We start from the raw sequence: 24,533 nt of genomic DNA on the forward strand, positions 1-24,533 counted from the left end.
CCGCAATCTCGGGCATGTCAAACGTTATCGATAACGATTTAGTTGCAGTACGCTCCACCCATGGGTCAACGGGTGACGATCACAGATGTCGCACGGCGCGCGGGAGTGTCCACCGCGACCGTCTCGAAGGTGATCAACGAGCGCTACGGCGTGGCCAGCCGGACGACCTCGCACGTCCAGGCGGTCATCGAGGAGCTCGGGTACGAGTCGAGCCTCGTCGCCCGGAGCCTGCGGTCCCACAAGACGAACGTGATCGGCATCCTGGTCGCCGAGTTCGAGCCGTTCAGCGCCGAGATCCTCAAGGGCGCGTCGATCGGGCTCGGTGACTCCGGGTACGCCCTGCTCGCCTACACCGGCGGCCAGCTGACCGGCGGGGTCGGCTGGGAGCGGCGCTACCTCTCCCGCCTGAGCGGCACCCTGATCGACGGCGCGGTCCTGGTCACCCCGACGGTGCTCGAGGCCGACGCCGGCATCCCCGTCGTCGCCATCGACCCGCACGCCGGGCCGTCGGGCCTGCCCACCGTGGACTCCGACAACTTCACCGGGGCCGTGCAGGCGGTCGAGCACCTCCTGGGCCTCGGGCACCGCCGGATCGGGTTCATCGGCGGCCGCTCGGACCTCGAGTCCTCCCGCCTGCGCGAGGCCGGCTACCGCAAGGCGCTCGCCGACGCGGGCATCGAGGTCGACCCGGGCCTGATGCGCGAGGGCGACTACCGCAAGGACTCGACCCACGAGCCGGCCCGCGAGCTGCTGACCCTGCCGGAGCGACCGACCGCCATCTTCGCGGCCAACGACCTCTCCGCGATCGGCACGCTCGAGATCGCGCAGGAGCTCGGCCTGGACGTCCCGGCCGAGCTCTCGATCATCGGCTTCGACGACATCCCGGAGTCGGCGCTGACCAACCCGCCGCTGAGCACGGTCCACCAGCCGATCCAGCAGATGGGTGCCGCCGCCATCGCGCTGCTCATCGCGCTGATGGACGGGGCGCCGGTCGACCGGACCCACATCCAGCTGGTGACCTCGCTCGTCGAGCGCGGATCGACCGCGCCGCCCCGCTGACGTCGCCGGGTCGTCCGCAGGGTGACCCTCCCGTGGCCGGGTCGAACGGCAGTCATACACTCGCGAGCATGACCGTGACGTCGGACAACGCCCCCTCCACCGCCTCACCCTCCGTCGACATCAAGCCCCGCTCGCGCACCGTCACCGACGGGCTGGAGGCGACCGCCTCGCGCGGGATGCTCCGCGCGGTGGGCCTCGGCGACGACGACTTCGCGAAGCCCCAGATCGGCGTCGCGAGCTCCTGGAACGAGATCACGCCCTGCAACCTGTCGCTCCAGCGGCTGGCCCAGGCCGCCAAGGCGGGCGTGCACGCGGCGGGCGGCTACCCGCTGGAGTTCGGCACCATCTCGGTGTCCGACGGCATCTCGATGGGCCACGAGGGCATGCACTTCTCGCTGGTGAGCCGCGACATCATCGCGGACTCGGTGGAGACCGTCATGCAGGCCGAGCGCCTCGACGGCTCCGTGCTGCTGGCCGGATGCGACAAGTCCCTGCCGGGCATGCTCATGGCGGCGGCCCGCCTCGACCTGGCGAGCGTCTTCCTCTACGCCGGCTCGATCGCGCCCGGCTGGGTCAAGCTCGAGGACGGCACCGAGAAGGACGTGACGATCATCGACGCGTTCGAGGCCGTCGGCGCCTGCGCCCGCGGGCTCATGAGCCGCGAGGACGTCGACCGCATCGAGCGCGCCATCTGTCCCGGCGAGGGCGCCTGCGGCGGCATGTACACCGCCAACACGATGGCGTCGGTGGCCGAGGCGATCGGCATGTCGATCCCCGGCTCCGCCGCCCCGCCGTCGGCCGACCGTCGTCGCGACGCCTTCGCGAAGAAGTCGGGCGAGGCCGTGGTCGAGATGCTCCGCCAGGGGATCACCGCGCGCCAGATCATGACCAAGGAGGCGTTCGAGAACGCCATCGCCGTCGTGATGGCCTTCGGCGGCTCGACCAACGCGGTCCTGCACCTGCTGGCGATCGCGCACGAGGCCGAGGTCGACCTCACGCTCGCCGACTTCTCGCGCGTCGCCGCCAAGGTGCCGCACCTGGGCGACCTCAAGCCGTTCGGCCGCTACGTCATGAACGACATCGACCGCATCGGCGGCGTCCCGGTGGTCATGAAGGCGCTGCTCGACGCGGGCTTGCTGCACGGCGACTGCCTCACGGTCACCGGCAAGACGATCGCCGAGAACCTGGCCGACGTGAACCCGCCGGACCCCGACGGCAAGATCCTGCGGGCGATGAACAACCCGATCCACAAGACGGGCGGCATCACCATCCTGCACGGCTCGCTGGCGCCCGACGGCGCCGTGGTGAAGTCCGCCGGCTTCGACTCCGACGTGTTCGAGGGCACCGCGCGCGTGTTCGAGCGCGAGCGGTCGGCCATGGACGCCCTGGAGAACGGCACGATCGTCGCCGGCGACGTCGTCGTCATCCGCTACGAGGGCCCCAAGGGCGGCCCGGGCATGCGCGAGATGCTCGCGATCACCGGGGCGATCAAGGGTGCCGGCCTGGGCAAGGACGTCCTCCTGCTCACGGACGGCCGCTTCTCCGGCGGCACCACGGGCCTGTGCGTCGGGCACGTCGCGCCCGAGGCCGTCGACGGCGGCCCGATCGCGTTCATCAAGGACGGCGACCGCATCCGGCTCGACGTGGCCAACGAGACGCTCGACGTGCTGGTCTCGGAGGAGGAGCTCGAGGGCCGCAAGGTCGGCTGGGCCCCGCTGCCCCCCACCTACACCCGCGGGGTGCTGGCCAAGTACGCGAAGCTCGTGCAGTCGGCGTCGAAGGGCGCCGTGCTGATCTGACGCACGACGACGGGCCCGCCCCGGAGGGGGAGCGGGCCCGTCCTCGCGCGGGTGTGCCTACTTGATCGAGCCCCGCGTGACTCCGGAGATGACCCAGCGCTGGCTGAAGACGTAGACCACCAGCAGCGGCGCCATCGCCATGAGGTAGGACGCGAACGCCACCGTGTAGTCGGTGTTGAACTGCCCCTGGAACACGTACTGCGCGAGGGGCAGCGTCCGCGCCCCGGGATCGGTGAGCACCACCAGCGGCATGATGAAGTCGTTCCACGCCCACACGCAGGTGAGGATGCCGACGGTGGCGTTCATCGGGGTCAGCAGCGGGAAGATGATCTGCCGGAACACCCGCCAGGTGGATGCGCCGTCGACCCGCGCCGCCTCCTCGAGCTCGAGCGGGATCGACCGGATGTACGCGGTGTAGATGAAGATGTTCAGCGACAACCCGTAGATCGTGTACAGCAGGATCATCCCGGCCTGGTTGTCGAGCCCCAGGAGCGCGGTCTGCTTCACCAGCGGCAGCATGATGATCGGGAACGGGATGAACAGGGCGGCGAGCAGGTAGAAGAACACGCCCTTGAAGAACGGCCGGTGGATGTTCCGCGCGATGGCGTAGGCGACGACCGAGCTGGTCAGCAGCGTGAGGACCACGGACCCGACGGTGATCATCGCGGTGTTCATGAGCGCCTGCGGGAACTCGGTCCGCGTCCACGCCTCGCTGAAGTTCTGCCAGCGGATCGGGTTGGGCAGCTCCAGCCCCGTGCCGGCGGCGAGCTGCTCGGGGGTCTTGAGCGCGACGACGACGGCGAGGTAGAGCGGGACGAGGATCGTCAGCGAGCACACCGCGATCAGCGCGGTCACCCACCAGTTGATCTTGCGGGTGTCGTCGTCGGCGACGGCCTTCGTGCGTCGACGTCGGGGCTCGGGAAGGACGGCCTCGGCCTGGCCGAGCGCGGTTCCTGCGGTGGTCATCAGAAGTCCGCCTCTCTGCGCTGAAGGACCTTGAACTGGAAGAGCGAGACCACGGTGATGACGACGAAGAAGATCACCGCGTTCGCGGACTGGTAGGCGAACTCCCCGCCGGAGAACCCGCCGCGGAAGATGAGCAGGGTGACCGACTCGGTCGAGGTGCCGGGCCCGCCGTTGGTCAGGGCGACGATCTGGTCGAAGACCTGCAGGAAGCCCTTGAGGCTGAGCACCACGTTGATGGTGAAGAAGGCGCTGATCAGCGGGAACGTGATCGACGAGAACTGCCGCCACGGCTTGGCGCCGTCCAGGGATGCCGCCTCGTAGAGCTCGCGCGGGATCGTCTGCAGCCCGGAGAGGTAGATGATGACCGTGAACGCGCAGGCCTGCCAGACGGCGAGCGCGACGATCGCGGTCCACGCCCACGTCTCGTTGGTGAGGATGTTGTCGGCGAAGAGCGGGATGCCCGCCAGGATCTTGGGCAGCGAGCTCGAGAAGAAGAACTGGAAGACGTACCCGATGACCAGGGCCGCGAGGACGTAGGGCACGAAGTACACGCCGCGGAAGAGGTTGCGCGCCATGATCTTGGCGTTGAGGCCCATCGCGATGGCGAGCGAGATCGCGTTGGTCAGCACGGTCGCGACGATGGCGAACAGGAACGAGAACCCGTAGGCCGCCAGGACGCGGTCGTCCTTGAACAGGTTGACGTAGTTGGACAGGCCGACGAAGTTCCAGGCGCCGTAGCCGGGGTAGTTGGTCAGGCTGAAGAAGATGCCGACCAGCACCGGGACGGTGTGGAACAGGAAGAACGCGATGACGGCCGGCCAGACCATCCAGTAGAAGGTGGACTGCGCGCGGTCGCTCCTGGTGCGCCGGGCGGGGGTCGTGAGGGTGGTGCCCGCGCCGCGGGCGGCGGGCGGGGCTTGCGTGGAGGACGTCATCGTCATTCTCCCGTCACGGGGATCGTGCGGGCGGCGACCTTGCGCCACTCGCTGTCGAGGGTGGCGAGCGCCGCCTTGGCGTTCCCGTCGAACAGGAACTGCTGGTCGATGGCGGCCAGCGGGATGCTGGGCGGCACCTGGTGGTCGATGAAGCCGGCGATGCGGCCGTCGTCGAAGTAGGGCTTGACCGACTGGAGCGCGGGGTCGTCGCTGAGCTGGGCGCCCTTGACCGACGGGACCATGTTCTGCGAGGCCGCGAACTTCTCGATGACCCCCTTGTCGAAGAGGTAGTTCACGAACCGCAGCGCCTCGGCGGTGTGCGGGCCGTTCTTCGGCATCGTCACGGCGACGTCGACGCCCGAGACGAGGACCCGGTCGTCGGGGTTGTCGGTCGCGGGGTAGGGGAAGATCCCGGCCTTGATGTCGGGGTTGACCGCCTTGATCGGGCTGAGGGCCCAGATGCCCTGGAGGAGCATCGCGGCCTCGCCGTTGGCGAACGCGGCGTTGCCGTCGTCGTAGGTCTTGCCGCGGTAGCCGTCCTGCATGTAGCTGAACAGCGTGGCCTGCTGGTCCAGCGTGGTGGCGAAGTCCTTCTGGAAGGACACCTTCGAGTCGGCGCTGAGGTCCTTGCCCTCCTTGCGCATCGAGTCGAAGAAGCCGTTCTCCGCCGGGTACGCGCCGAGCGCGTTGAACGAGGGCAGCCCCGTCCACGAGTCGGCGAGGGTGCCGTAGAACGGCGTGATCCCGGCGGCCTTGAGCTTGTCGCACACGGCGATGAGCTCGTCCCAGGTCTCGGGGACCTTCAGGCCCTGCTGGGCGAAGATCTCCTGGTTGTAGATGATCCCGTTGGCGTTGTTGACGTAGCCGAGGCCGTTGACCTCGTCCTTGTACGTCCCGAGGTCCTTGAGGATCCCCTGCACCGCCGGGTTGATGGTGTCGAGCACGGGCTCGTTCGAGAAGTCGTAGAACACGCCGGCCTGCGCGAGGCGGCCGAAGTTGCCGCTGGCGTTGAGCGTGATGACGTCGGGCGCCTTGTCCTTGACCAGGAGCGTCCGGATGACGGTGTCGGCGTCGGCGACCTGGTTCTGCACGACGCGGATGTCGGGGTTCTCCGCCTCGAATTCGGCGATGATCTGGTTGAAGTCCTCGAGCGCCTCGCCCTTGAACTGGAAGAAGTTCAGGGTGGTCACGCCGTCGGACGCGTCGTTCGCACAGCCGCCGACGGCGGCCAGCAGGGCGACCACGGCGACCGCTGCTGCTGCGCGAGCGTGTCGCTTCTGTCGGTGTCTCATCGTGCGCCTCCTTGCGCCGGGGGTCCTGGCTGCTCAGTCCTGAGCGACCAGCTCGATCACGGTGGATCTCTGCGGGTACTGGACGGGGGGTCGAAGGCCGACGGCGTCGAGCTCGCGGCCCGTCACCGTGGTGTCGTACGTCTGCCAGGGCAGCTCCGACTGAGCGGCGGCGCTCGACGGGCCGCCGACGAGCCGCACGCGGTAGTGGCGCGCGGGGTCGAGCCCGGGGATCCGGACCCGCCCGGGCGGGTAGGCGACCGTGGTGTCGGTCTGCGTGAGGGTGAACACGGCCGACGTGCCGTCCGGCGCGACCATGCCGCGGACGTCGATCCCCGGCTCGGTCCCGTCGACGTCGACCGTGCGACCCGTCGCGACCAGCGGACGGATGCGCTTGGCGTACTCCACCCACGCGGCGATGCGGCGGCGGGTCTCGTCGTCGGTGCGGGTGAGGTCCCACTCGATCCCGACGTGGCCGAACAGCGCGACCGCGGCACTGAAGTCGAGGTCCACGGTGCGTCCGGTCGAGTGGACGACGGGACTGGTCAGGTGCATGCCCATCATCTCGGGCGGGACCACCAGCGCCGTGTACCGCTGGTTCACCAGGCGCTCGAGCGGGTCGAGGTTGTCGCTGGTCCAGATCCGGTCCGTCCGCGCCAGGATGCCGAGGTCGACCCGTGCCCCGCCCGAGGCGCAGCTCTCGATCTCCAGGTCCGGGCGAGCGGCCTTGAGCTCGTCGAGGAGCCGGTAGAGGGCCAGGGTGTGCGCACGGACCCGGGCGACTCCGTCGGGGCCGCTGCCGGCGTCCAGCAGGTCGCGGTTGTGGTCCCACTTCAGGTAGGCGATCGGGTACTCGGCCAGCAACGCGTGCAGCCGGGCCGCGACGTAGTCGTAGGCGTCGTCGTGGGCGAGATCGAGCACCTGCTGCTGGCGCGCGGACGGTGGCAGCGTGGTCCGGGCGCGCAGGATCCAGTCCGGGTGGAGCCGGGCGAGGTCGCTGTCGGGGTTGACCATCTCGGGCTCCACCCACAGACCGAACTCCATGCCCCGGGCGAGCACGTGGTCCACCAGGGGGTGCAGCCCGTCGGGCCAGACCTCCGTGTCCACGTACCAGTCGCCCAGGCCCGCCGTGTCGTCGCGTCGGCCGTCGAACCAGCCGTCGTCGAGCACGAACCGCTCGACGCCCACGGACGCCGCGGCGTCGGCGAGGGCCGTCAGCCGCTCGAGCGAGTGGTCGAAGTAGACCGCCTCCCACGTGTTCAGGGTGATCGGCCGGGCCCGGCGAGGATGCGCCGGCCGGCGGCGCCACTCGTCGTGGAAGCGGTGGGCGACCTCGCTCAGACCGTCGCCCCAGGACCCGACGACGTCCGGCGACGTGATCGACTCGCCGGGCGCGAGGACCACCTCCCCGGGCGCGAACAGCTCGCCGCCGGCGAGGAACGCCTCACCCGACACGGACCGCTCCGCGATCAGCCGGTGGTTGCCGCTCCAGGCGACGTGGAGGGCGTGGACCCGACCGCGCTCGAACCCGAACCCGGGCCGACCGGCGGCGAGCACCAGGGTGGCGTCCGCCCCCGGCCGGCCGCGGCGGCTCTCCCGCAGGTACGTCCCGTACCCGAACGGGTGCCGCTGCGGCGAGCGTTCCCGCAGGTGACGGCCGGTGGTGTCGAGGATCTCGGTGGCGTCCCACGGCACGGGGAACGCGAGGTGCAGGTGCTGGACGGTGTACGGGGAGTCGCCGGTGTTCCGCAGCGTCAGGCGCTGGCGGAGGAGTCCGGCCGTGCCCAGGGTGAGCTCCAGCTCGGCGCTCAGCCCGGCCTCCCGGTCGACGAGCGACAGCCGGGCCCCGTGGTCGTCGGCCTGGACGCCGACGAGCTCGAGGCGGACCGAGAACGACGCCCCGTCGCGGTGTCCCTCGAGCCCGGGTGTGCCGAGCCAGCCGCCCGCCGGCGACGCGACGAGGGTCGCCCGCGCCGGCTCGTCCAGGCCGCCCGAGACGCGCTGCGGTCGGGCGGCGACCGCCAGGCTGCGCAGGGACTGCTCGCTGGAGCCCTCGAGCTCCTCGCCCCAGTGCACGATCGCCGGGTGCGGAGCGACGTCGAGGTCGATCACGACGCTGGTGCCGCCGCGGCGCAGGTGGAGCACCCCGCCGGCGGCGAGGGCCGGAGGGGTGGCCGGATCGTCGGCGGTCACCACGTCGTGGAAGAGCATGTGTTAGTTCTAACACGGAATTAACAAGAGCCGCAAGACGGGAGAATTGCGAGATTCTTGCCTGGAAGGGGCCCGTTCATGCCATGATGGAAGCAATGAACCGGTCGAGTCGATGCTGAGCGACAGCGAGAGAGCCCTCGCGCGCGCGGTCCTGATCCACGGACCGATCTCGCGCAGCGAGCTGACCAGCCGCCTGTCCCTCTCGCCACCGAGCCTCACGCGCCTCGCGAAGCCCTTCCTCGACCGCGGGCTGCTGGTGGAGCTCGACGACCGGACCGACGGCTCGATCGGTCGCCCCGTCCGCCCGCTCGACGTGCGACCGGGCCTGGCGCAGTTCGCCGGCGTCAAGGTGACGGGGGAGTCCCTGCACGTCGTCGCGACGGACGTGCGCGCGGGGCTCCTGGCGTACGAGGAGCACCCCCTCGGCAGCCACGACCCGGGCGACGTCGCCGCCGAGATCGCGCGCGCGGTCCGCGGGCTCGGCGTCGACCGGATCGCCGGCGTCGGCGTCTCGCTCGGCGGTGCCGTGCGGGACGGCCGCGTGGAGTTCGCGCCGTTCCTCGGCTGGACCGACGTGCCGTTCGCGCAGCTGGTCGAGGCCGAGCTCGGCGTCCCGGTGTCGCTCGAGAACGACCTCGTGGCGCTCGCGGAGGCCGAGCGCTGGTTCGGGCTGGGCCGCGGCATCCCCGGGTTCGTCGTGATCACGATCGGCGCCGGCATCGGCTACGCGCTCGTGGTGAACGGCGAGGTCGTGCACTCCCGTGAGGCCGGCGTGGGCCTGGGCGGGCACATCCCGCTCGGCACCACCGGACCCGTCTGCCACGCCGGCCACCGCGGGTGCGCGGAGGCCATGCTGACCTCGGGGTCGATCGCGGCCCAGGTGTCGGCGGCGTTGCAGCGACCCGTCGACTACGCCGAGGTGCTCCGGCTCGCCGCCGACGGTGACCCGGCGGCGGCGACGGTGGTCGACGAGGCCGCGGCGGCGCTCGGGCGCCTGGTCGCCCTGGCGGCCAACCTGACCTTGCAGCCGGCTGCCGTGCTCGCGGGCGAGGGCATCGGGCTCTTCTCCGTCGCCGAGGAGCGGGTGCGGTCGGCCGTCGCCGCCGACCGCGACCCGCGCGCCGAGCCCGTCGGGCTGTACGTCGACGAGTCCGGGTTCTCCGCGTGGGCACGGGGGGCCGCGACCGTCGCGATCCAGGACGCCGTCGACCGCATCGACCTCGACCGGGTCGACCAGGAGCTGCTCCCCGCGCCCGCGGGACTGTGACGAGAGGACCCTGCGCATGACGTGGACGACCGAGAACGCCCCCTGGTGGACCCGAGCCGTCGTGTACCAGGTCTACCCGCGCTCGTTCGCGGACTCCGACGGCGACGGCGTCGGCGACCTGCGGGGCATCCTCGGACGGCTCGACCACCTCGTCGCCCTCGGCGTCGACGTGGTGTGGCTGTCGCCCATCTACGCGTCCCCGCAGGACGACAACGGTTACGACATCAGCGACTACCAGGCGGTCGACCCGGTGTTCGGCACGCTCGAGGACCTCGACGAGCTGGTCCGCGAGCTGCACGCCCGCGGCATGCGGCTGGTCATGGACCTCGTCGTCAACCACACGTCCGACGAGCACCCGTGGTTCGTGGAGTCGCGGGACCCGGCCAGCCCGAAGCGCGACTGGTACTGGTGGCGACCGCCCCGGGCGGGCATGGCGGCGGGAGCGCCCGGCGCCGAGCCCACCAACTGGCGGTCGTTCTTCGAGGGCTCGGCCTGGCAGCTGGACGAGCGGTCCGACGAGTACTTCCTGCACCTGTTCAGCCGCAAGCAGCCCGACCTGAACTGGGAGAACCCGCAGGTCCGCGACGCCGTCTACGCGATGATGCGCTGGTGGCTGGACCGCGGGGTCGACGGCTTCCGCATGGACGTCATCAACCTCATCTCGAAGGACACCGCCCTGCCCGACGGCGTCGTGAGCGACGGCCTGCTCGCCGACGGGTCGCCGTTCTACGTGTGCGGGCCGCGCATCCACGAGTTCCTCGCGGAGATGCACAAGGCGGTCTTCGCGGACCGCCCGGAGAAGCTGCTGACCGTGGGGGAGATGCCCGGCGTCACGGCCGAGCAGGCGCGCGACTTCACCGACCCGGCCCGGGAGGAGGTCGACATGGTGTTCCAGTTCGAGCACGTCGGCCTCGACCACGGACCGGGCGGCAAGTTCGACGTGCGGCCGCTGCGGCTGCTGGACCTCAAGGCGTCGTTCGGCCGCTGGCAGGCCGGGCTGGCGGACGTCGGCTGGAACAGCCTCTACTGGGACAACCACGACCAGCCGCGGGTGGTCTCCCGGTTCGGCGACGACGGGGCGTACCGGCGCGAGTCGGCGACCATGCTGGCCACGGTCCTGCACCTGCACCGCGGCACGCCGTACGTCTACCAGGGCGAGGAGCTCGGGATGACGAACGCGCACTTCACGCGGTTCGACCAGTACCGGGACATCGAGACGCTCAACCACGTGGCGGTCGCGAAGTCCGTCGGCACGGGCAGCGACGAGGACCTGCTGGCCGGCATCGCCGCGATGGGGCGGGACAACGCGCGCACGCCCATGCAGTGGGACGGCTCGCCGCACGCCGGGTTCACCGCGGGCACCCCGTGGATCGAGGTGAACGCGAACTACCCGTTGCTCAACGCGCAGACCGAGCGCGCCGACCCGCACTCCGTGTTCCACCACTACCGGACGCTCATCGCCCTGCGGCACGAGGACCCGGTGGTCGCGCTGGGCGACTTCACGATGCTGCTGCCCGACCACGAGCACGTCTACGCGTTCACCCGCCGCCTCGGCGACGTGACCCTGACCGTGCTGGGCAACTTCTCGGGTGAGGTGCAGGAGGTCGACGAGGCCCAGGTGCGGCTCGACGGCGAGCTCGTGCTGGGCAACTACGCGGACGCGCGAACGCTCGGCGACGTCGACCGGTCCCGCCTGCGCGCGTGGGAGGCGCGGGTCTACCGGTCCTGAGGCGGGGGTCAGCCCCCGGCCCGGTCGGTGGGTCGGCCGGACAGACCGGGCAGTCCCGCGCTCCCTAGCGTCGAGGCATGAGCCTCGACGTCGCGCCACGACGACCGCGTACCCGGACCCGGTCCCGGATCGGGTGGACCTGGGTGGCGCTGTCGTCGCTCGCGATCGCCGTCTACGCCGTCACCCCGTACGTCACGACGCCGCTGCACGAGCTGGCCGGCGACGGCGTCGGCCTCGCAGGCGCGTACGAGAACCAGCCGGCCTGGGTGCATGCGGCGTTCTACGCGCACATCGCCGCCGGCGGCGTCGCGCTGCTCGTCGGCCCGCTGCAGTTCTGGCGGGCGCTGCGCGAGCGGGCTCGGGCGGTGCACCGCGCGGTCGGTCGCGTCTACCTGGTGGCGGTGCTGATCGGCGGTGTCGCGGCCCTCGCGCTCGCACCCGTCAACTCCGCGGGGATGGTCGGCTTCGCGGGCTTCGGCACCCTCGCCGTGCTCTGGGTGTGGACCGCGTGGCGCGGGTACCGGGCGATCCGCTCGGGCGACGTGCGGAGCCACCAGGCGTGGATGATCCGCAACTTCTCGCTGACGTACGCGGCGGTCACGCTCCGCCTGTGGACCGGCGTGCTCGTGGCGGCGCAGTCGCCGTGGATCGTGACGGGCGCGGACGCCGACGCCGCGTTCACGAACGCCTACGCCGTGGTCCCGTTCCTCGCCTGGATCCCGAACCTGGTGCTCGCCGAGGTCCTCGTCCGTCGCCGTGGCCTGCCCGCACTGCGGATCGTCGACCCGGCGTCGGGCCCGGCTGGATACGCTCGGACGGAGGTCGGCGAGGGGTAGGAGCAGGCGTGGGCAAGGTGCACGAGAGCATCGACGGTCGGCTGCGGGCGTTCGTGGAGGCGCAGCCGATGTTCTTCGTCGCGACGGCCCCCAGCGGCCCGGACGGGCACGTGAACCTGTCGCCCAAGGGCATCGCCGGCTCGTTCGTGGTGCTCGACGAGCACACCGTGGCGTACGTCGACCTCACGGCGAGCGGGTCGGAGACGATCGCCCACCTGCGCGACAACGGTCGGATCACGCTGATGTTCTGCGCGTTCCAGGGGCCGCCCAACATCGTCCGGCTGTACGGCCGCGGCCGGTTCGTCACCCTCTACGACGACGGGTTCGACGAGCTCGCGGCGCTGTTCCCGGAGACGCGCGGTGCCCGCGCGGTGATCGTCGTGGAGGTCGACCGCGTCTCGGACTCGTGCGGGTACGGGGTGCCGCTGATGAGCCTCGAGGGGGAGCGGGACCTGTTGCCGCCGTACATGGAGCGCAAGGGCGTCGAGGGTCAGGCCGACTACCGGCGGCTCAAGAACCGGACGAGCATCGACGGGCTGCCGGCGTTCGACATGGACCCGGAGCCGTCCGCGCCGTCCAATTGATGATCCCGTGAACCACGATGTGAGATGGGCGAGTGGTGGCGTGACACATCGGAAACCTGGGCGTAGTGTCCAACGCGTGCAGACGATCCTTCTCGTAGTACTTCCTGAGCGCGCCGGCTAGAGGCCTCCCGCACAGGCCTCGTCAGCGCGCTCGCCCCTCGTCCAGCCCGTACGCGGCTCGAGGGGTTTTTCTGTGTTCGGAGCAGCACCACCCACGCACCACCCGCAGCACGACCCAGGGAGACATCGATGGTCCAGGGCCCTCACCCGGCACCGCCGCGAACGCCCACGCCCACGTCCGCCACGCCGCGCGTCACCCTTCCGACGCCGGTGACCGCGATCGGGCCCGAGCAGGTCAGCGGCGCGAAGTCGATCGTCCGCTCGCTCGAGGAGGCGGGCGTCGAGGTCGTGTTCGGCATCCCCGGCGGCGCGATCCTCCCCACCTACGACCCGCTGATGGACTCCACCAAGGTCCGCCACATCCTGGTCCGGCACGAGCAGGGCGGTGGCCACGCGGCCGCCGGCTACGCCGCCGCGACCGGCCGGGTCGGTGTCTGCATGGCGACGTCGGGACCAGGCGCGACCAACCTGGTGACCCCGATCGCCGACGCCCACATGGACTCCGTGCCGCTGGTCGCGATCACCGGGCAGGTGGGCGCCTCGCTCATCGGCACGGACGCGTTCCAGGAGGCCGACATCGTCGGCATCACGCTGCCGGTGACCAAGCACAACTACCTGGTGACCAACCCGGACGACATCCCGCGCGTGATCGCCGAGGCGTTCCACATCGCCTCGACCGGCCGGCCCGGCCCGGTGCTGGTCGACATCGCGAAGTCCGCGATGCAGGCGCAGACCACGTTCTCCTGGCCGCAGGAGCTCACGCTGCCGGGCTACCACCCGGTGACCAAGCCGCACGCCAAGCAGATCCGCGAGGCGGCCCGGCTGCTGGCCACGTCTCGCCGCCCGGTCCTGTACGTGGGCGGCGGCGTCATCCGCGCGCGGGCCTCCGCCGAGCTGCGGGCGCTGACCGAGGCGTCCGGCGCCCCGGTGGTGACCACGCTCATGGCGCGCGGGGCGCTGCCCGACTCGCACCCGCAGCACCTGGGGATGCCCGGCATGCACGGCACGGTCCCGGCCGTCGCGGCGCTGCAGAAGGCCGACCTGATCGTGGCCCTGGGCGCCCGGTTCGACGACCGCGTGACCGGCCTGCTGTCCAGTTTCGCGCCCAACGCGACGATCGTGCACGCGGACATCGACCCGGCCGAGATCGGCAAGAACCGCACGGTCGACGTGCCGATCGTCGGCGACCTCAAGGAGGTCATGGCCGACCTGCTGCCCGAGCTGGCCCGCGAGCACCTGCAGCACGGCCGGCCGGACCTCGAGGAGTGGTGGCGCCAGCTGGACGAGTGGCGCGCGACCTTCCCCCTGGGGTTCGACCAGCCCGCCGACGGGCACCTGGCGCCGCAGCACGTCATCCAGCGCATCGGCGAGCTGTCCGGGCCCGAGTCGATCTTCGCCGCGGGCGTGGGCCAGCACCAGATGTGGGCCGCGCAGTTCATCAAGTACCAGCGGCCCAACTCGTGGCTCAACTCGGGCGGCCTGGGCACCATGGGCTACGCCGTGCCCGCCGCGATGGGCGCCAAGGTCGGCGACCCGTCGCGGACCGTCTGGGCGATCGACGGCGACGGCTGCTTCCAGATGACCAACCAGGAGCTGGCCACCTGCACGATCAACGAGATCCCGATCAAGGTCGCGATCATCAACAACTCGTCGCTCGGCATGGTGCGGCAGTGGCAGACCCTGTTCTACGAGTCGCGCTACTCCAACACCGACCTCAACACCGGGCACGGCACCGCGCGCATCCCCGACTTCGTCAAGATGGCCGACGCCTACGGCTGCGCCGGCCTGCGCTGCGAGACCCTCGGCGACGTCGACGCGACCATCAAGCGGGCGCTCGAGATCAACGACCAGCCGGTCGTCGTGGACTTCACCGTGTCCCGTGACGCGATGGTGTGGCCGATGGTCGCCGCCGGCGTGAGCAACGACAACATCCAGTACGCGCGCGGGATCAGCCCCGCGTGGGACCGGGAGGACTGAGCCATGTCCCGCCACACCTTGTCGGTCCTCGTCGAGAACAAGCCCGGCGTGCTGACCCGCGTCGCCGGCCTGTTCGCGCGGCGGTCGTTCAACATCCACTCGCTCGCGGTCGGTCCCACCGAGCACGACGAGATCTCGCGCATCACGGTCGTCGTCGACGTCGACGCCCTGCCGCTCGAGCAGGTGACCAAGCAGCTGAACAAGCTGATTAACGTCATCAAGATCGTCGAGCTCGAGGACGCCGCCTCCGTGCAGCGCGAGCTCCTGCTGGTGAAGGTCAAGGCCGACACCACGCAGCGCACCAGCGTCCTCGAGGTCGTCCAGCTGTTCCGGGCGCACGTCGTCGACGTCGTGCCCGACACGGTCGTCATCGAGGCGACCGGCGGGCCTGGCAAGCTCGACGCCCTGCTCGCCGCCCTGGAGCCGTTCGGCATCCGGGAGATCGTGCAGTCCGGCACCGTGGCCATCGGCCGCGGGTCGCGCTCGATCACCGACCGCGCGCTCGAGCGCGTCAACCGCAGCGCCTGACCTTTTCCGTTACTGAAGCAGAACCACACACCGAGGAGACCCATCGTGGCCGAGCTGTTCTACGACGACGACGCCGACCTGTCGATCATCCAGTCCAAGAAGGTCGCCGTCATCGGCTACGGCAGCCAGGGGCACGCGCACAGCCTCAACCTGCGCGACTCCGGTGTCGACGTGACCGTCGGCCTGCGCGAGGGCTCGGCGTCCCGCGCCAAGGCGGAGAACCAGGGCCTCAAGGTCGCCTCGGTGGCCGACGCGGTCCGTGAGGCCGACGTCGTCGTCATCCTGGCGCCCGACCAGGTGCAGCGCATCGTGTACCGCGAGGAGATCGAGCCCAACCTCAAGGACGGCGCCGCGCTGGTCTTCGGCCACGGCTTCAACATCCGCTTCGGCTACATCAAGCCGGCCGCCCAGCACGACGTGCTCATGGTCGCCCCCAAGGGCCCGGGTCACCTGGTCCGTCGCGAGTACGTCGACGGGCGCGGCGTGCCGGTCATCGTCGCCGTCGAGCAGGACGCGTCGGGCTCCGCGTGGGACCTCGCGCTCTCGTACGCCAAGGCGATCGGTGGCCTGCGCGCCGCCGGCATCAAGACCAGCTTCACCGAGGAGACCGAGACCGACCTGTTCGGCGAGCAGGCCGTCCTCTGCGGCGGTGTCTCGCAGCTGATCCAGTACGGCTTCGAGACCCTGACCGAGGCCGGCTACCAGCCCGAGGTCGCGTACTTCGAGGTGCTGCACGAGCTCAAGCTGATCGTCGACCTCATCTTCGAGGGCGGCATCACCAAGCAGCGCTGGTCCGTGTCCGACACGGCCGAGTACGGCGACTACGTCTCCGGCCCGCGCGTCATCACGCCGGACGTGAAGGAGAACATGAAGGCCGTGCTGGCCGACATCCAGAACGGCGCGTTCGCCGAGCGCTTCATCACCGACCAGGACGCCGGCGCGCCGGAGTTCAAGGCCCTGCGCGAGAAGGGCCAGAACCACCCGATCGAGCCCGTCGGCCGCGAGCTGCGCAAGCTGTTCGCCTGGGTGAAGCCGTCGGAGACCGACTACGTCGAGGGAAGCGCGGCGCGCTGATCCTCTGCTCCGACCGAACGGCACCCCGGCTCCTGTCGGGGTGCCGTTCGGCGTTCCGCCCGTCGCCGCGCGTCCGACCCTGACGCACCGGGTGCCCCAGGGACCCGTGCGCCGGCCGGGCTGCCCCGTGCGTCACTCCTGCACCGAGTGCGGCAGGGTGGGACATCTGTCGGCCGCTCCGGCCCGCGGGAGTGTGCCACCGACCAGCGCGTACGCCAGGATGGGCGGACGACGACGGAGGGACGACGATGACGGACCAGCAGGTGGAGCCGCCCGAGCACGGCGCCGAGGGTGCGGTCGAGGACGAGAGGGTCGCCGCGTTCTGGCAGGCCGCCCGTGGGCATGTCGGGTTCGGCAAGCTGGACAGCGTGCTGGGCGGGACGGCCGAGGACGTGGTGCCGCCGCCGTCGTGGTCGTACGGCGACGACGCCGAGGCGGACGAGCTGCTGGCCCGCGTGCTGGACGGCCGCAAGACGGCGACGGCGCTCGCGGTGGCCGAGCTGGAGCAGGTGGGCCTCGAGATCCCGCGGGTGGGCGACCTGTCGATCGTGGTGGACGGCGAGGGCAGCCCGCGCGCGCTCCTGCGCACCACCGAGGTCGAGGTGGTCCCGTTCGACCAGGTCGGTGCCGAGCACGCCGCGGCCGAGGCCGAGGACGACGGCTCGCTGGAGTCGTGGCGCACGCATCACGAGGAGTCGTGGCGCCGGGTGCTGGGGGAGGGCTTCTCGACGACCATCGACGTGATGCTCGAGCGCTTCGAGCTGATCTATCCGACGACCGGCCCGACGCCCGCGGTCGACTGACCGCAGGGTGAGACGCCCGTCCCGAGCGGTGGGACGGGGTCTAGGCTCGCCGCATGGTCGACACCGCTGCTGCCCGGGACATCCGCCTCGCCGTCGTCGCCGGTGACGGCATCGGCACGGAGGTCGTCGAGCAGGGCCTGCTCGCGCTCGACACGGCGCTGCACGGCACCCCGGTCACCGTCTCGACCACGGACTTCGACCTGGGCGCCCGCCGCTGGCACGCGACCGGCGAGACGCTCACGGACACCGACCTCGACGCCATCCGTGCGCACGACGCGATCCTGCTGGGCGCCATCGGCGACCCGAGCGTGCCGTCGGGCGTCCTGGAGCGGGGGCTGCTGCTCAAGCTGCGCTTCGCGCTCGACCACTACGTCAACCTGCGCCCGAGCCGCCTGTACCCGGGCGTGGCCTCGCCGCTGGCCAACCCCGGCGAGATCGACTTCGTCGTCGTCCGCGAGGGCACCGAGGGCCCGTACGTGGGCAACGGCGGCGCGATCCGCGTGGGCACGCCGCACGAGGTGGCCAACGAGGTCAGCGTGAACACCGCGTTCGGCGTCGAGCGCGTGGTCCGCGACGCGTTCGCCCGCGCCGCCGCGCGTCCGCGCAAGAAGCTCACGCTGGTGCACAAGCACAACGTGCTCGTGCACGCCGGGCACCTGTGGCGTCGCACGGTCGAGGCCGTGAACGCCGAGTTCCCCGACGTGACCGTCGACTACCTGCACGTGGACGCGGCGACGATCTTCCTGGTCACCAACCCGTCGCGGTTCGACGTGATCGTCACGGACAACCTGTTCGGCGACATCCTCACCGACCTGGCCGCCGCCATCACCGGCGGCATCGGCCTGGCGGCGTCGGCCAACATCAACCCGGACCGCACCGCGCCGAGCATGTTCGAGCCCGTGCACGGCTCGGCGCCGGACATCGCGGGCCAGGGCAAGGCCGACCCCACGGCCACCGTGCTGTCGGTCGCGCTGCTGCTCGAGCACCTCGGCCTCCCGGACGCCGCGGCACGCGTCGAGAAGGCCGTCGCCGACGACATCGCGGACCGCGGGACCGACCGAGTACGGTCGACGGCCGAGGTGGGCAAGGACCTCGCCGCGCGCATCGCCGGCTAGTCCACGCGCAGGCTCCACGCCTCCGCCTGTCACCCGGCCGTCCTCACCGGTACCGTCGAACCCGACTCTGGTGAAAGGCCCCCGCACATGAGCACCCTGACCAACCCCACGTCGAACTCGTCGTCTGTCGACAGCTTCGAGATCACGCGCACCGACACCCCCGTCGCCGACGCCGACCGCGAGGCGCTCCTCGCCTCGCCGAAGTTCGGCACCGTGTTCACCGAGCACATGGCTCGGATCTCGTACTCGCAGGAGAGCGGCTGGACCGGCCGGCGCGTCGAGAAGTACGGACCGCTGCTGCTGGACCCTGCGACCGCGGTGCTGCACTACGCGCAGGAGATCTTCGAGGGCATGAAGGCGTACCGCCACGCCGACGGCTCGGTCTGGACGTTCCGCCCGCGGGCCAACGCCGCGCGGTTCGCCCGGTCGGCCCGCCGGCTCGCGCTGCCCGAGCTGTCCGAGGCGGACTTCCTCGGCGCCATCCACGCGCTCGTCGCCACCGACCAGGCCTGGGTGCCGTCCGGCGAGGAGACCAGCCTGTACCTGCGCCCGTTCATGTACGCCTCCGAGTCGTTCCTCGGGGTCCGTCCGTCGCTCGAGGCCGAGTTCCTGGTCATCGCGTCGCCCGTGGGCCCGTACTTCGCCGGCGGGGTGCGGCCGGTGGCCATCTGGGTCGACCAGGAGTACCACCGCGCCGGAGCGGGCGGCACGGGCGCCGCCAAGTGCGGCGGCAACTACGCCGCGAGCCTGCTGCCGCAGCAGGAGGCCTACGCCAAGGGCTTCGAGCAGGTGTGCTTCCTCGACGCGTCGACCAACACGCAGCTCGAGGAGCTGGGCGGCATGAACGTGTTCGTCGTCTACGCCGACGGCAGCGTGGCCACCCCGCCGATCTCCGGCTCGATCCTCGAGGGCGTCACCCGCTCGTCGATCCTGCGGCTGCTCACGGACGCCGGGCACGAGGTCTCCGAGCGCCAGATCCCGCTCACGGAGCTGCGCGAGGGCCTGACCGACGGCTCGGTCCGCGAGGTGTTCGCGTGCGGGACGGCGGCCGTCATGACGCCCATCGGCCGGCTGGCCAGCGACGACTTCGACCTGACGGTCGGCGACGGCGGGGCCGGCCCGGTGACCACCCGGATCCGTGCCGAGCTGACCGACATCCAGTACGGGCGAGCGACGGACCGGCACGGCTGGCTGCACCGCCTGGTCTGATGGACCTCACCGAGCTCGTCGCCCGCGAGGCCGCACGGACCGGCTTCGCGGGCGTCGTGCGGGTGGACCGCGCCGGCGCCACGGAGCTCTCGCTCGCGTTCGGGCTGGCGGACCGGCGGCACGGGCTGGCGATGACCCCGGACTCGCAGGTCGCCATGGCCAGCGGGTCCAAGGGCATGACCGCGCTCGCGGTGATGAGCCTGGTCGAGGACGGCACGCTCGCCCTGACGACGACCGCGCGCTCGCTGCTGGGCGCCGACCTGCCGCTCGTCGCCGACGACGTCACGGTCGAGCACCTGCTGGCCCACCGCTCGGGCATCGGTGACTACGTCGACGAGGACGCGGACACGCCGATCAGCGCGTACGCGATGACGGTGCCCGTGCACGAGCTGGCGACCACGGAGCAGTTCCTCGCGGTGCTGGACGGGTTCCCGACGAAGTTCCGGGCGGGGGAGCGGTTCGCGTACTGCAACGGGGGGTTCGTCGTGCTCGCGCTGCTAGCCGAGCGGGCCTCCGGGGTGCCGTTCCACGACCTTGTCCGCGATCGCGTCTGCGCCCCCGCCGGGCTGGTGGACACCGACTTCCTGCGCTCCGACGCGCTGCCGGGCCGCGCGGCGCTCGGGTACGTCGAGCAGGACGGCGCCTGGCGGACCAACGTGTTCCACCTGCCCGTGCTCGGCAGCGGCGACGGCGGCATGTACACCACGGGCGCGGACGTCCACCGGTTCTGGACCGCGCTGTTCGCGGGCCGGATCGTCGGCACGGACACGGTCGCCTCGATGGTCGCGCCCCGCAGCGACGTGCCGCAGGAGGGGCGCCGCTACGGGCTCGGGTTCTGGCTGCACCCGACGCGCGACGTCGCCCAGCTCGAGGGGTACGACGCCGGGGTGTCGTTCCGGAGCCTGCACGACCCCGCCGACGGGCTCACCGTGACGGTGGTGGGCACGACCTCCGACGCCGCGTGGCCGCTGCTCCGGGCGCTCGAGCGGGAGCTGATCGGCTGAGCGGGTCAGTCGACGGGCACCCCGGGCCGGAGCGTCCGGCTCAGCACGCCGAGCAGCAGGGACCAGATCGCGATGCCGATGAGGGCGTTGACCAGGCCCGACGCGATCGCCGACGTCCGGTCGTCCGTCCAGGTCAGCGGGAGCACCGCGGCGGTCAGGGTGGCCAGGGCCATGATCCAGCCGAAGAAGGCCCGCGGCTTCGGCGTCGAGAGCACGAGCAGGTGCAGCAGCCCGCCGGCCACGATCGACGCGATCACGCCGCCGACGACGAAGGCCGCGCCGGTGGAGCCGGTGCCGAGGATGTCCTTCACCGCGAGGTCGATCTTGAGGATCTGGTCGACGATCAGCACGGCGACCAGGCCGATCAGGGCGGCGACGAGCGCGGTGGCCACCACGCCGGCCCAGTAGCGGCCGGGGTCGACGGACGGACCCGACGCGCGCACCGGCGCCGCGGGTACCACGGGCTGCACCGGCTGCGCCGGCTGCACCGGCGCGGGCTGCACCGCGGCGGGGTAGACCACCGTGGGGTCGGCGGGCGGTGCCGGCGGGGGCGTCGCGGGGGGTGTCGACGGGCTCTGGTGCGGGTACGCGGACTGGCGCTCGGGAGGGGGAGTCGGGACGGACATGCTGCCTCCTGCTCGGTCGTGAACCGTGCGCGCCGGCGGTGCCGGTAGGAGCCACCGTAGCGAATCGGACATCCCGATGGCCGACGTCGGGACACGAGCCGGCGGTCAGGGCGGGTATCGGGTCCGGTCGGGTGAACAGCAGTCCGTACCTGCCGCGACCACACGCCGCGGGGCTACGGTGCGGTCGACCTGAGGAGGCGGAGTGCCAGTCGAACGCCGCGACGACCGCATGACTGGCGACGACCCGTCGGGCATCCCCTGGGCGCCGCCGTACCGGGAGGCTGAGGTCCGTGCTCCGGTGGTGTCGGTGCTCAGCTGCGTCGTTGGCGTCCTCGTCGGTGCAGGCCTCCTGGTGGGCGGGATAGCCCTCCTGGCCGTCTCTTCCGCGCCGACGACCGACGGCATCAACGAGCCGTACGCCCTCGTCATTGCCCTCCCGGTTGTCCTCACCGGCCTGCTGTTGCTCGGCTTCTCGGTCGTGGCCCTCGCTCGTCGGTCCTTCGTTCGTCAGTAGGGCCGCGACGGTGACCGCACGGCGGGGAGTGTCCAGCACGTGGAACGCGTGACCACGGGACGTGACGTGTGCCACGATGCAGTGGTGACCAGCTCCTCCCTCATTATCGAGTAGCGCGTCGGCCCACCCGCTGACGCGCAGACCTCCCGTACCCCGGGGGGTCTTTTTGTTGGTCGGAGCACCACCCCCGCCCCGACTACCGTCGACTGCACCGGCACACCCCGGCCGACGAGCAGTGCGACGCAGCAGCAGCCAGCACGAGGTCAGTCGCCCGTCCCAGCACCGAAGAGAGCCCATCGTGTCCGTCCCCAGCAGCACGCCGTTCCAGGTCTACGACACGACCCTGCGCGACGGCGCCCAGCAGGAGGGGATGAACCTCTCCGTCGCCGACAAGCTGGCCATCGCGCCCCTGCTCGACGAGCTGGGCGTCGGCTTCATCGAGGGCGGCTGGCCGGGCGCGGTGCCCAAGGACACCGAGTTCTTCAAGCGCGCGGCCAAGGAGCTGGACTTCCGCAACGCCGAGCTGGCGGCGTTCGGCAGCACCCGCAAGGCCGGCACCCGGGCGGTCGACGACCCGCAGGTGCGGGCGCTGGTCGACTCGGAGGCGTCGGTCGTCGCGCTCGTCGCCAAGCACGACCTGCGGCACGCCGAGCGCGCGCTGCGGACCACGGGCGAGGAGAACATCGCCATGATCGCGGACACCGTCGCGTTCCTGGTGCGCGAGGGGCGCCGCGTGGTGGTGGACGCCGAGCACTTCTTCGACGGCTACCGCTTCGACCCGGCGTACTCCCGCGCCGCGGTGCTGGCCGGCTTCGAGGCGGGCGCCGAGGTGGTGGCCCTCTGCGACACCAACGGCGGCATGGTGCCCACGTGGGTGTCGGACATCGTGCACGAGATCCGTGGGGTCGTCGGCCCCGACGCCATCCTCGGCATCCACGCGCACAACGACTCCGGGTGCGCCGTGGCCAACACCCTCGCCGCGGTCGAGGCGGGCTGCACGCACGTCCAGGGCACGGTCAACGGCTACGGCGAGCGCACCGGCAACGCCGACCTGCTGGCGGTCGTCGCCAACCTCCAGCTGAAGTACGGGCTCCCCGTGCTCAAGGTCGAGGAGGGCCTGCCCGGCGGGCTGCCCGAGCTCACGCGGATCGCCCACGCGATCAGCGAGATCACCAACATCTCCCCGTTCGCGCGGTCGCCGTACGTGGGGGCCAGCGCGTTCGCGCACAAGGCCGGCATCCACGCCTCGGCCATCCGCGTGGACCCGGACCTCTACCAGCACACGGACCCGGCCAACGTCGGCAACGACATGCGCATGCTGATCTCGGACATGGCCGGCCGCGCCTCGATCGAGCTCAAGGGCCGCGAGCTCGGGTTCGACCTCTCGGGCCGCCCGGAGCTGCTGGGCCGCGTGACCGACCGGGTCAAGGACGCCGAGGCCAACGGCTACACCTACGAGGCCGCGGACGCGTCGTTCGAGCTGCTGCTGCTCGAGGAGATCGACGGCCAGCGGCCGCAGTACTTCCGGGTCGAGTCGTGGCGGACCATCGTCGAACGCTCGGGCGGGCGCGGCACGCCGGCCACCGCCGAGGCGACCGTCAAGCTGCACGCGGGCGGCGAGCGGATCGTCAGCACGGGCGAGGGCAACGGCCCGGTCAACGCGCTCGACCACGCGCTGCGGCAGGCGCTGCTGCGGGTCTACCCGGAGCTCGAGTCGTTCGAGCTGATCGACTTCAAGGTGCGCATCCTCGACTCGATGCACGGCACCGACGCGGTCACGCGCGTGCTCATCGAGATGAGCGACGGGCAGCGGTCGTGGAGCACCGTGGGCGTCGGCCCCAACCTGCTCGAGGCGTCGTGGGAGGCGCTCACCGACTCCGCCATCTGGGGCCTGCGCAACCACGGCGTGCAGCCGCTCTGAAGTTCATCCCTGCACTCTCCGGCCGGGCGGCTTAGCCTCGGACGGACGGCCGCTGCAGCGCGGCCGCGGACGTGCGGAGGGAGCGGTCGTGTCCGGCAGTACGCCGCAGCCCCTCGGCCCGGCCCCCGGGGACGATCCGCAGGCGGGACCGCCCGGCCGGTCTCGCCGCGCCTGGTGGTGGCTGCTCGTCGCGGTGCTGGCGCTGGGCCTGATCACCGCCCTGGTCACCCGGCCGTGGGAGCCGGTGGAGACCGAGCCGACGCCGACCGTGACGGTGACCGTCCCGCCGACCACCGAGCCGGGCTCGCCCTCGGCGTCGACGTCGGTGGCCCCGCCGGGCGCGGACGCCGTCTTCGACCCGACGACGGCCCTCCCGCTGTTCGTCACCCCGGAGGACCTCGTCGCGCAGGTCCCCGCGGCGAAGCCCGGCGTGCAGCAGCTCATGCCCTCGGGCCAGCTGACGTGGGGGCTGCCGGCCGGCTCGACGGTCGAGCCCGCCACGTGCACCACCGCCGTGACCGTCGTCGAGACGGCGCCGCCGTGGTTCGACGCGCGCGAGTGGGGCAACGACGCGTTCGTGCTCCAGCAGGAGATCGTGCTGCTGCCCGACCCGGCCGCGGCGCGCGACGCGTTCCGCACCCTGGTCACCACCGTGGACGCCTGCCCCGAGTACCGCCAGGTGAACACCGGCGTGGACGGCGCGACGTGGACCGCGCAGCCCGCGATCGAGGGACAGGGGCTGTACCCCTCGATCGTGCAGGAGGTCACGCACGCCGCCGAGGGCACGTCCGCGCCGTCGTACCGCGGCCACATGCTGGTGGGCAACGCCATCGTCACGTGGACCGCGGAGTCGCTGGCCACCGGCGACCCCGACGCCGCGCTGGCCACGCTGGGCGACCCGACCAGCCTCGACGCCATGGTGCAGGAGCGCGCGCAGGCGGCCGTGAAGGCGCTGGGCTGACCGCGG

Annotated in this window: 21 protein-coding genes; 16 read left to right on the top strand and 5 right to left on the bottom strand. The window is 71.5% G+C overall.

What is annotated here, in order from left to right; all coding sequences use genetic code 11:
- The first annotated feature begins 60 nt into the window (after positions 1-60).
- Together AB5970_RS05325 and ilvD are read left to right on the top strand one after the other, a co-directional pair.
- Positions 61-1,059, top strand: coding sequence for a LacI family DNA-binding transcriptional regulator (locus tag AB5970_RS05325; protein ID WP_370502874.1), 999 nt, complete (start codon positions 61-63; stop codon positions 1,057-1,059).
- Between the two features lie 68 nt (positions 1,060-1,127).
- The gene (gene ilvD / locus AB5970_RS05330) at positions 1,128-2,858 is read left to right on the top strand and encodes a dihydroxy-acid dehydratase (protein WP_370502875.1); all 1,731 of its coding nucleotides are present in this window, start codon (positions 1,128-1,130) and stop codon (positions 2,856-2,858) included.
- A 57-nt stretch (positions 2,859-2,915) separates the two neighbouring features.
- Here ilvD and AB5970_RS05335 read toward each other — a convergent pair whose 3' ends face one another.
- From AB5970_RS05335 to AB5970_RS05350, 4 genes are read right to left on the bottom strand one after another with little or no spacing between them, the layout of a single operon-like run.
- A complete protein-coding gene (locus AB5970_RS05335; protein ID WP_370502876.1) occupies positions 2,916-3,824 on the bottom strand; it encodes a carbohydrate ABC transporter permease in 909 nt (302 codons plus the stop codon).
- Entirely contained in the window at positions 3,824-4,759 is a 936-nt protein-coding gene (locus AB5970_RS05340) for a carbohydrate ABC transporter permease (protein ID WP_432205893.1), read from the bottom strand. The genes AB5970_RS05335 and AB5970_RS05340 overlap by 1 nt, the downstream gene beginning before the upstream one ends.
- 2 nt (positions 4,760-4,761) lie before the next feature.
- The gene (locus tag AB5970_RS05345; protein WP_370502878.1) at positions 4,762-6,051 is read right to left on the bottom strand and encodes an ABC transporter substrate-binding protein; all 1,290 of its coding nucleotides are present in this window, start codon (positions 6,049-6,051) and stop codon (positions 4,762-4,764) included.
- 33 nt (positions 6,052-6,084) lie between these two features.
- Positions 6,085-8,259 (bottom strand): alpha-galactosidase, encoded by a 2,175-nt coding sequence (locus tag AB5970_RS05350; protein ID WP_370502879.1) that lies wholly within the window; start codon positions 8,257-8,259, stop codon positions 6,085-6,087.
- Between the two features lie 112 nt (positions 8,260-8,371).
- On the opposite strand from AB5970_RS05350, the gene AB5970_RS05355 reads away from it, so the two are divergent.
- From AB5970_RS05355 to AB5970_RS05405, 11 genes are all read left to right on the top strand, one after another.
- Positions 8,372-9,526, top strand: coding sequence for an ROK family protein (locus tag AB5970_RS05355; RefSeq protein ID WP_370502880.1), 1,155 nt, complete (start codon positions 8,372-8,374; stop codon positions 9,524-9,526).
- Positions 9,527-9,542: 16 nt separating this feature from the next.
- Positions 9,543-11,255 (top strand): glycoside hydrolase family 13 protein, encoded by a 1,713-nt coding sequence (locus AB5970_RS05360; protein ID WP_370502881.1) that lies wholly within the window; start codon positions 9,543-9,545, stop codon positions 11,253-11,255.
- Between the two features lie 77 nt (positions 11,256-11,332).
- Positions 11,333-12,091 carry a DUF2306 domain-containing protein gene (locus tag AB5970_RS05365; protein WP_370502882.1) on the top strand — a complete coding sequence of 253 codons (759 nt, stop codon included), beginning with the start codon at positions 11,333-11,335 and terminating at the stop codon, positions 12,089-12,091.
- Between the two features lie 8 nt (positions 12,092-12,099).
- On the top strand, positions 12,100-12,675 hold the full coding sequence (locus AB5970_RS05370; RefSeq protein WP_370502883.1) for a pyridoxamine 5'-phosphate oxidase family protein: 576 nt from the start codon (positions 12,100-12,102) through the stop codon (positions 12,673-12,675).
- Positions 12,676-12,924: 249 nt separating this feature from the next.
- The gene (locus AB5970_RS05375) at positions 12,925-14,772 is read left to right on the top strand and encodes an acetolactate synthase large subunit (RefSeq protein WP_370502884.1); all 1,848 of its coding nucleotides are present in this window, start codon (positions 12,925-12,927) and stop codon (positions 14,770-14,772) included.
- 3 nt (positions 14,773-14,775) lie between these two features.
- Positions 14,776-15,300 carry an acetolactate synthase small subunit gene (gene ilvN, locus AB5970_RS05380; protein ID WP_370502885.1) on the top strand — a complete coding sequence of 175 codons (525 nt, stop codon included), beginning with the start codon at positions 14,776-14,778 and terminating at the stop codon, positions 15,298-15,300.
- 45 nt (positions 15,301-15,345) lie between these two features.
- Positions 15,346-16,374 (top strand): ketol-acid reductoisomerase, encoded by a 1,029-nt coding sequence (gene ilvC / locus AB5970_RS05385; protein ID WP_370502886.1) that lies wholly within the window; start codon positions 15,346-15,348, stop codon positions 16,372-16,374.
- A 248-nt stretch (positions 16,375-16,622) separates the two neighbouring features.
- Entirely contained in the window at positions 16,623-17,177 is a 555-nt protein-coding gene (locus tag AB5970_RS05390) for an ASCH domain-containing protein (protein ID WP_370502887.1), read from the top strand.
- A 53-nt stretch (positions 17,178-17,230) separates the two neighbouring features.
- Positions 17,231-18,292: a 3-isopropylmalate dehydrogenase gene (locus tag AB5970_RS05395; RefSeq protein ID WP_370502888.1), complete on the top strand. Its 1,062-nt coding sequence runs from the start codon at positions 17,231-17,233 to the stop codon at positions 18,290-18,292.
- Between the two features lie 87 nt (positions 18,293-18,379).
- Complete coding sequence (locus AB5970_RS05400) at positions 18,380-19,501, top strand: branched-chain amino acid aminotransferase (RefSeq protein ID WP_370502889.1); 1,122 nt, start codon at positions 18,380-18,382, stop codon at positions 19,499-19,501.
- Positions 19,501-20,505: a serine hydrolase domain-containing protein gene (locus AB5970_RS05405; RefSeq protein ID WP_370502890.1), complete on the top strand. Its 1,005-nt coding sequence runs from the start codon at positions 19,501-19,503 to the stop codon at positions 20,503-20,505. Before AB5970_RS05400 ends, AB5970_RS05405 begins: the two co-directional genes overlap by 1 nt.
- A gap of 5 nt (positions 20,506-20,510) precedes the next feature.
- Here AB5970_RS05405 and AB5970_RS05410 read toward each other — a convergent pair whose 3' ends face one another.
- Positions 20,511-21,131: a DUF6069 family protein gene (locus AB5970_RS05410; RefSeq protein WP_370502891.1), complete on the bottom strand. Its 621-nt coding sequence runs from the start codon at positions 21,129-21,131 to the stop codon at positions 20,511-20,513.
- Between the two features lie 202 nt (positions 21,132-21,333).
- On the opposite strand from AB5970_RS05410, the gene AB5970_RS05415 reads away from it, so the two are divergent.
- The 3 genes from AB5970_RS05415 to AB5970_RS05425 all read left to right on the top strand — a co-directional run bounded on the left by AB5970_RS05415 (position 21,334) and on the right by AB5970_RS05425 (position 24,527).
- Positions 21,334-21,645: a hypothetical protein gene (locus AB5970_RS05415; protein WP_370502892.1), complete on the top strand. Its 312-nt coding sequence runs from the start codon at positions 21,334-21,336 to the stop codon at positions 21,643-21,645.
- A 298-nt stretch (positions 21,646-21,943) separates the two neighbouring features.
- A complete protein-coding gene (cimA, locus tag AB5970_RS05420; RefSeq protein ID WP_370502893.1) occupies positions 21,944-23,566 on the top strand; it encodes a citramalate synthase in 1,623 nt (540 codons plus the stop codon).
- An 88-nt stretch (positions 23,567-23,654) separates the two neighbouring features.
- Positions 23,655-24,527, top strand: coding sequence for a hypothetical protein (locus AB5970_RS05425; protein ID WP_370502894.1), 873 nt, complete (start codon positions 23,655-23,657; stop codon positions 24,525-24,527).
- The last annotated feature ends 6 nt before the right edge of the window (positions 24,528-24,533 follow it).

This window comes from Cellulomonas sp. ICMP 17802 (assembly GCF_041295535.1).
GTDB lineage: Bacteria > Actinomycetota > Actinomycetes > Actinomycetales > Cellulomonadaceae > Cellulomonas.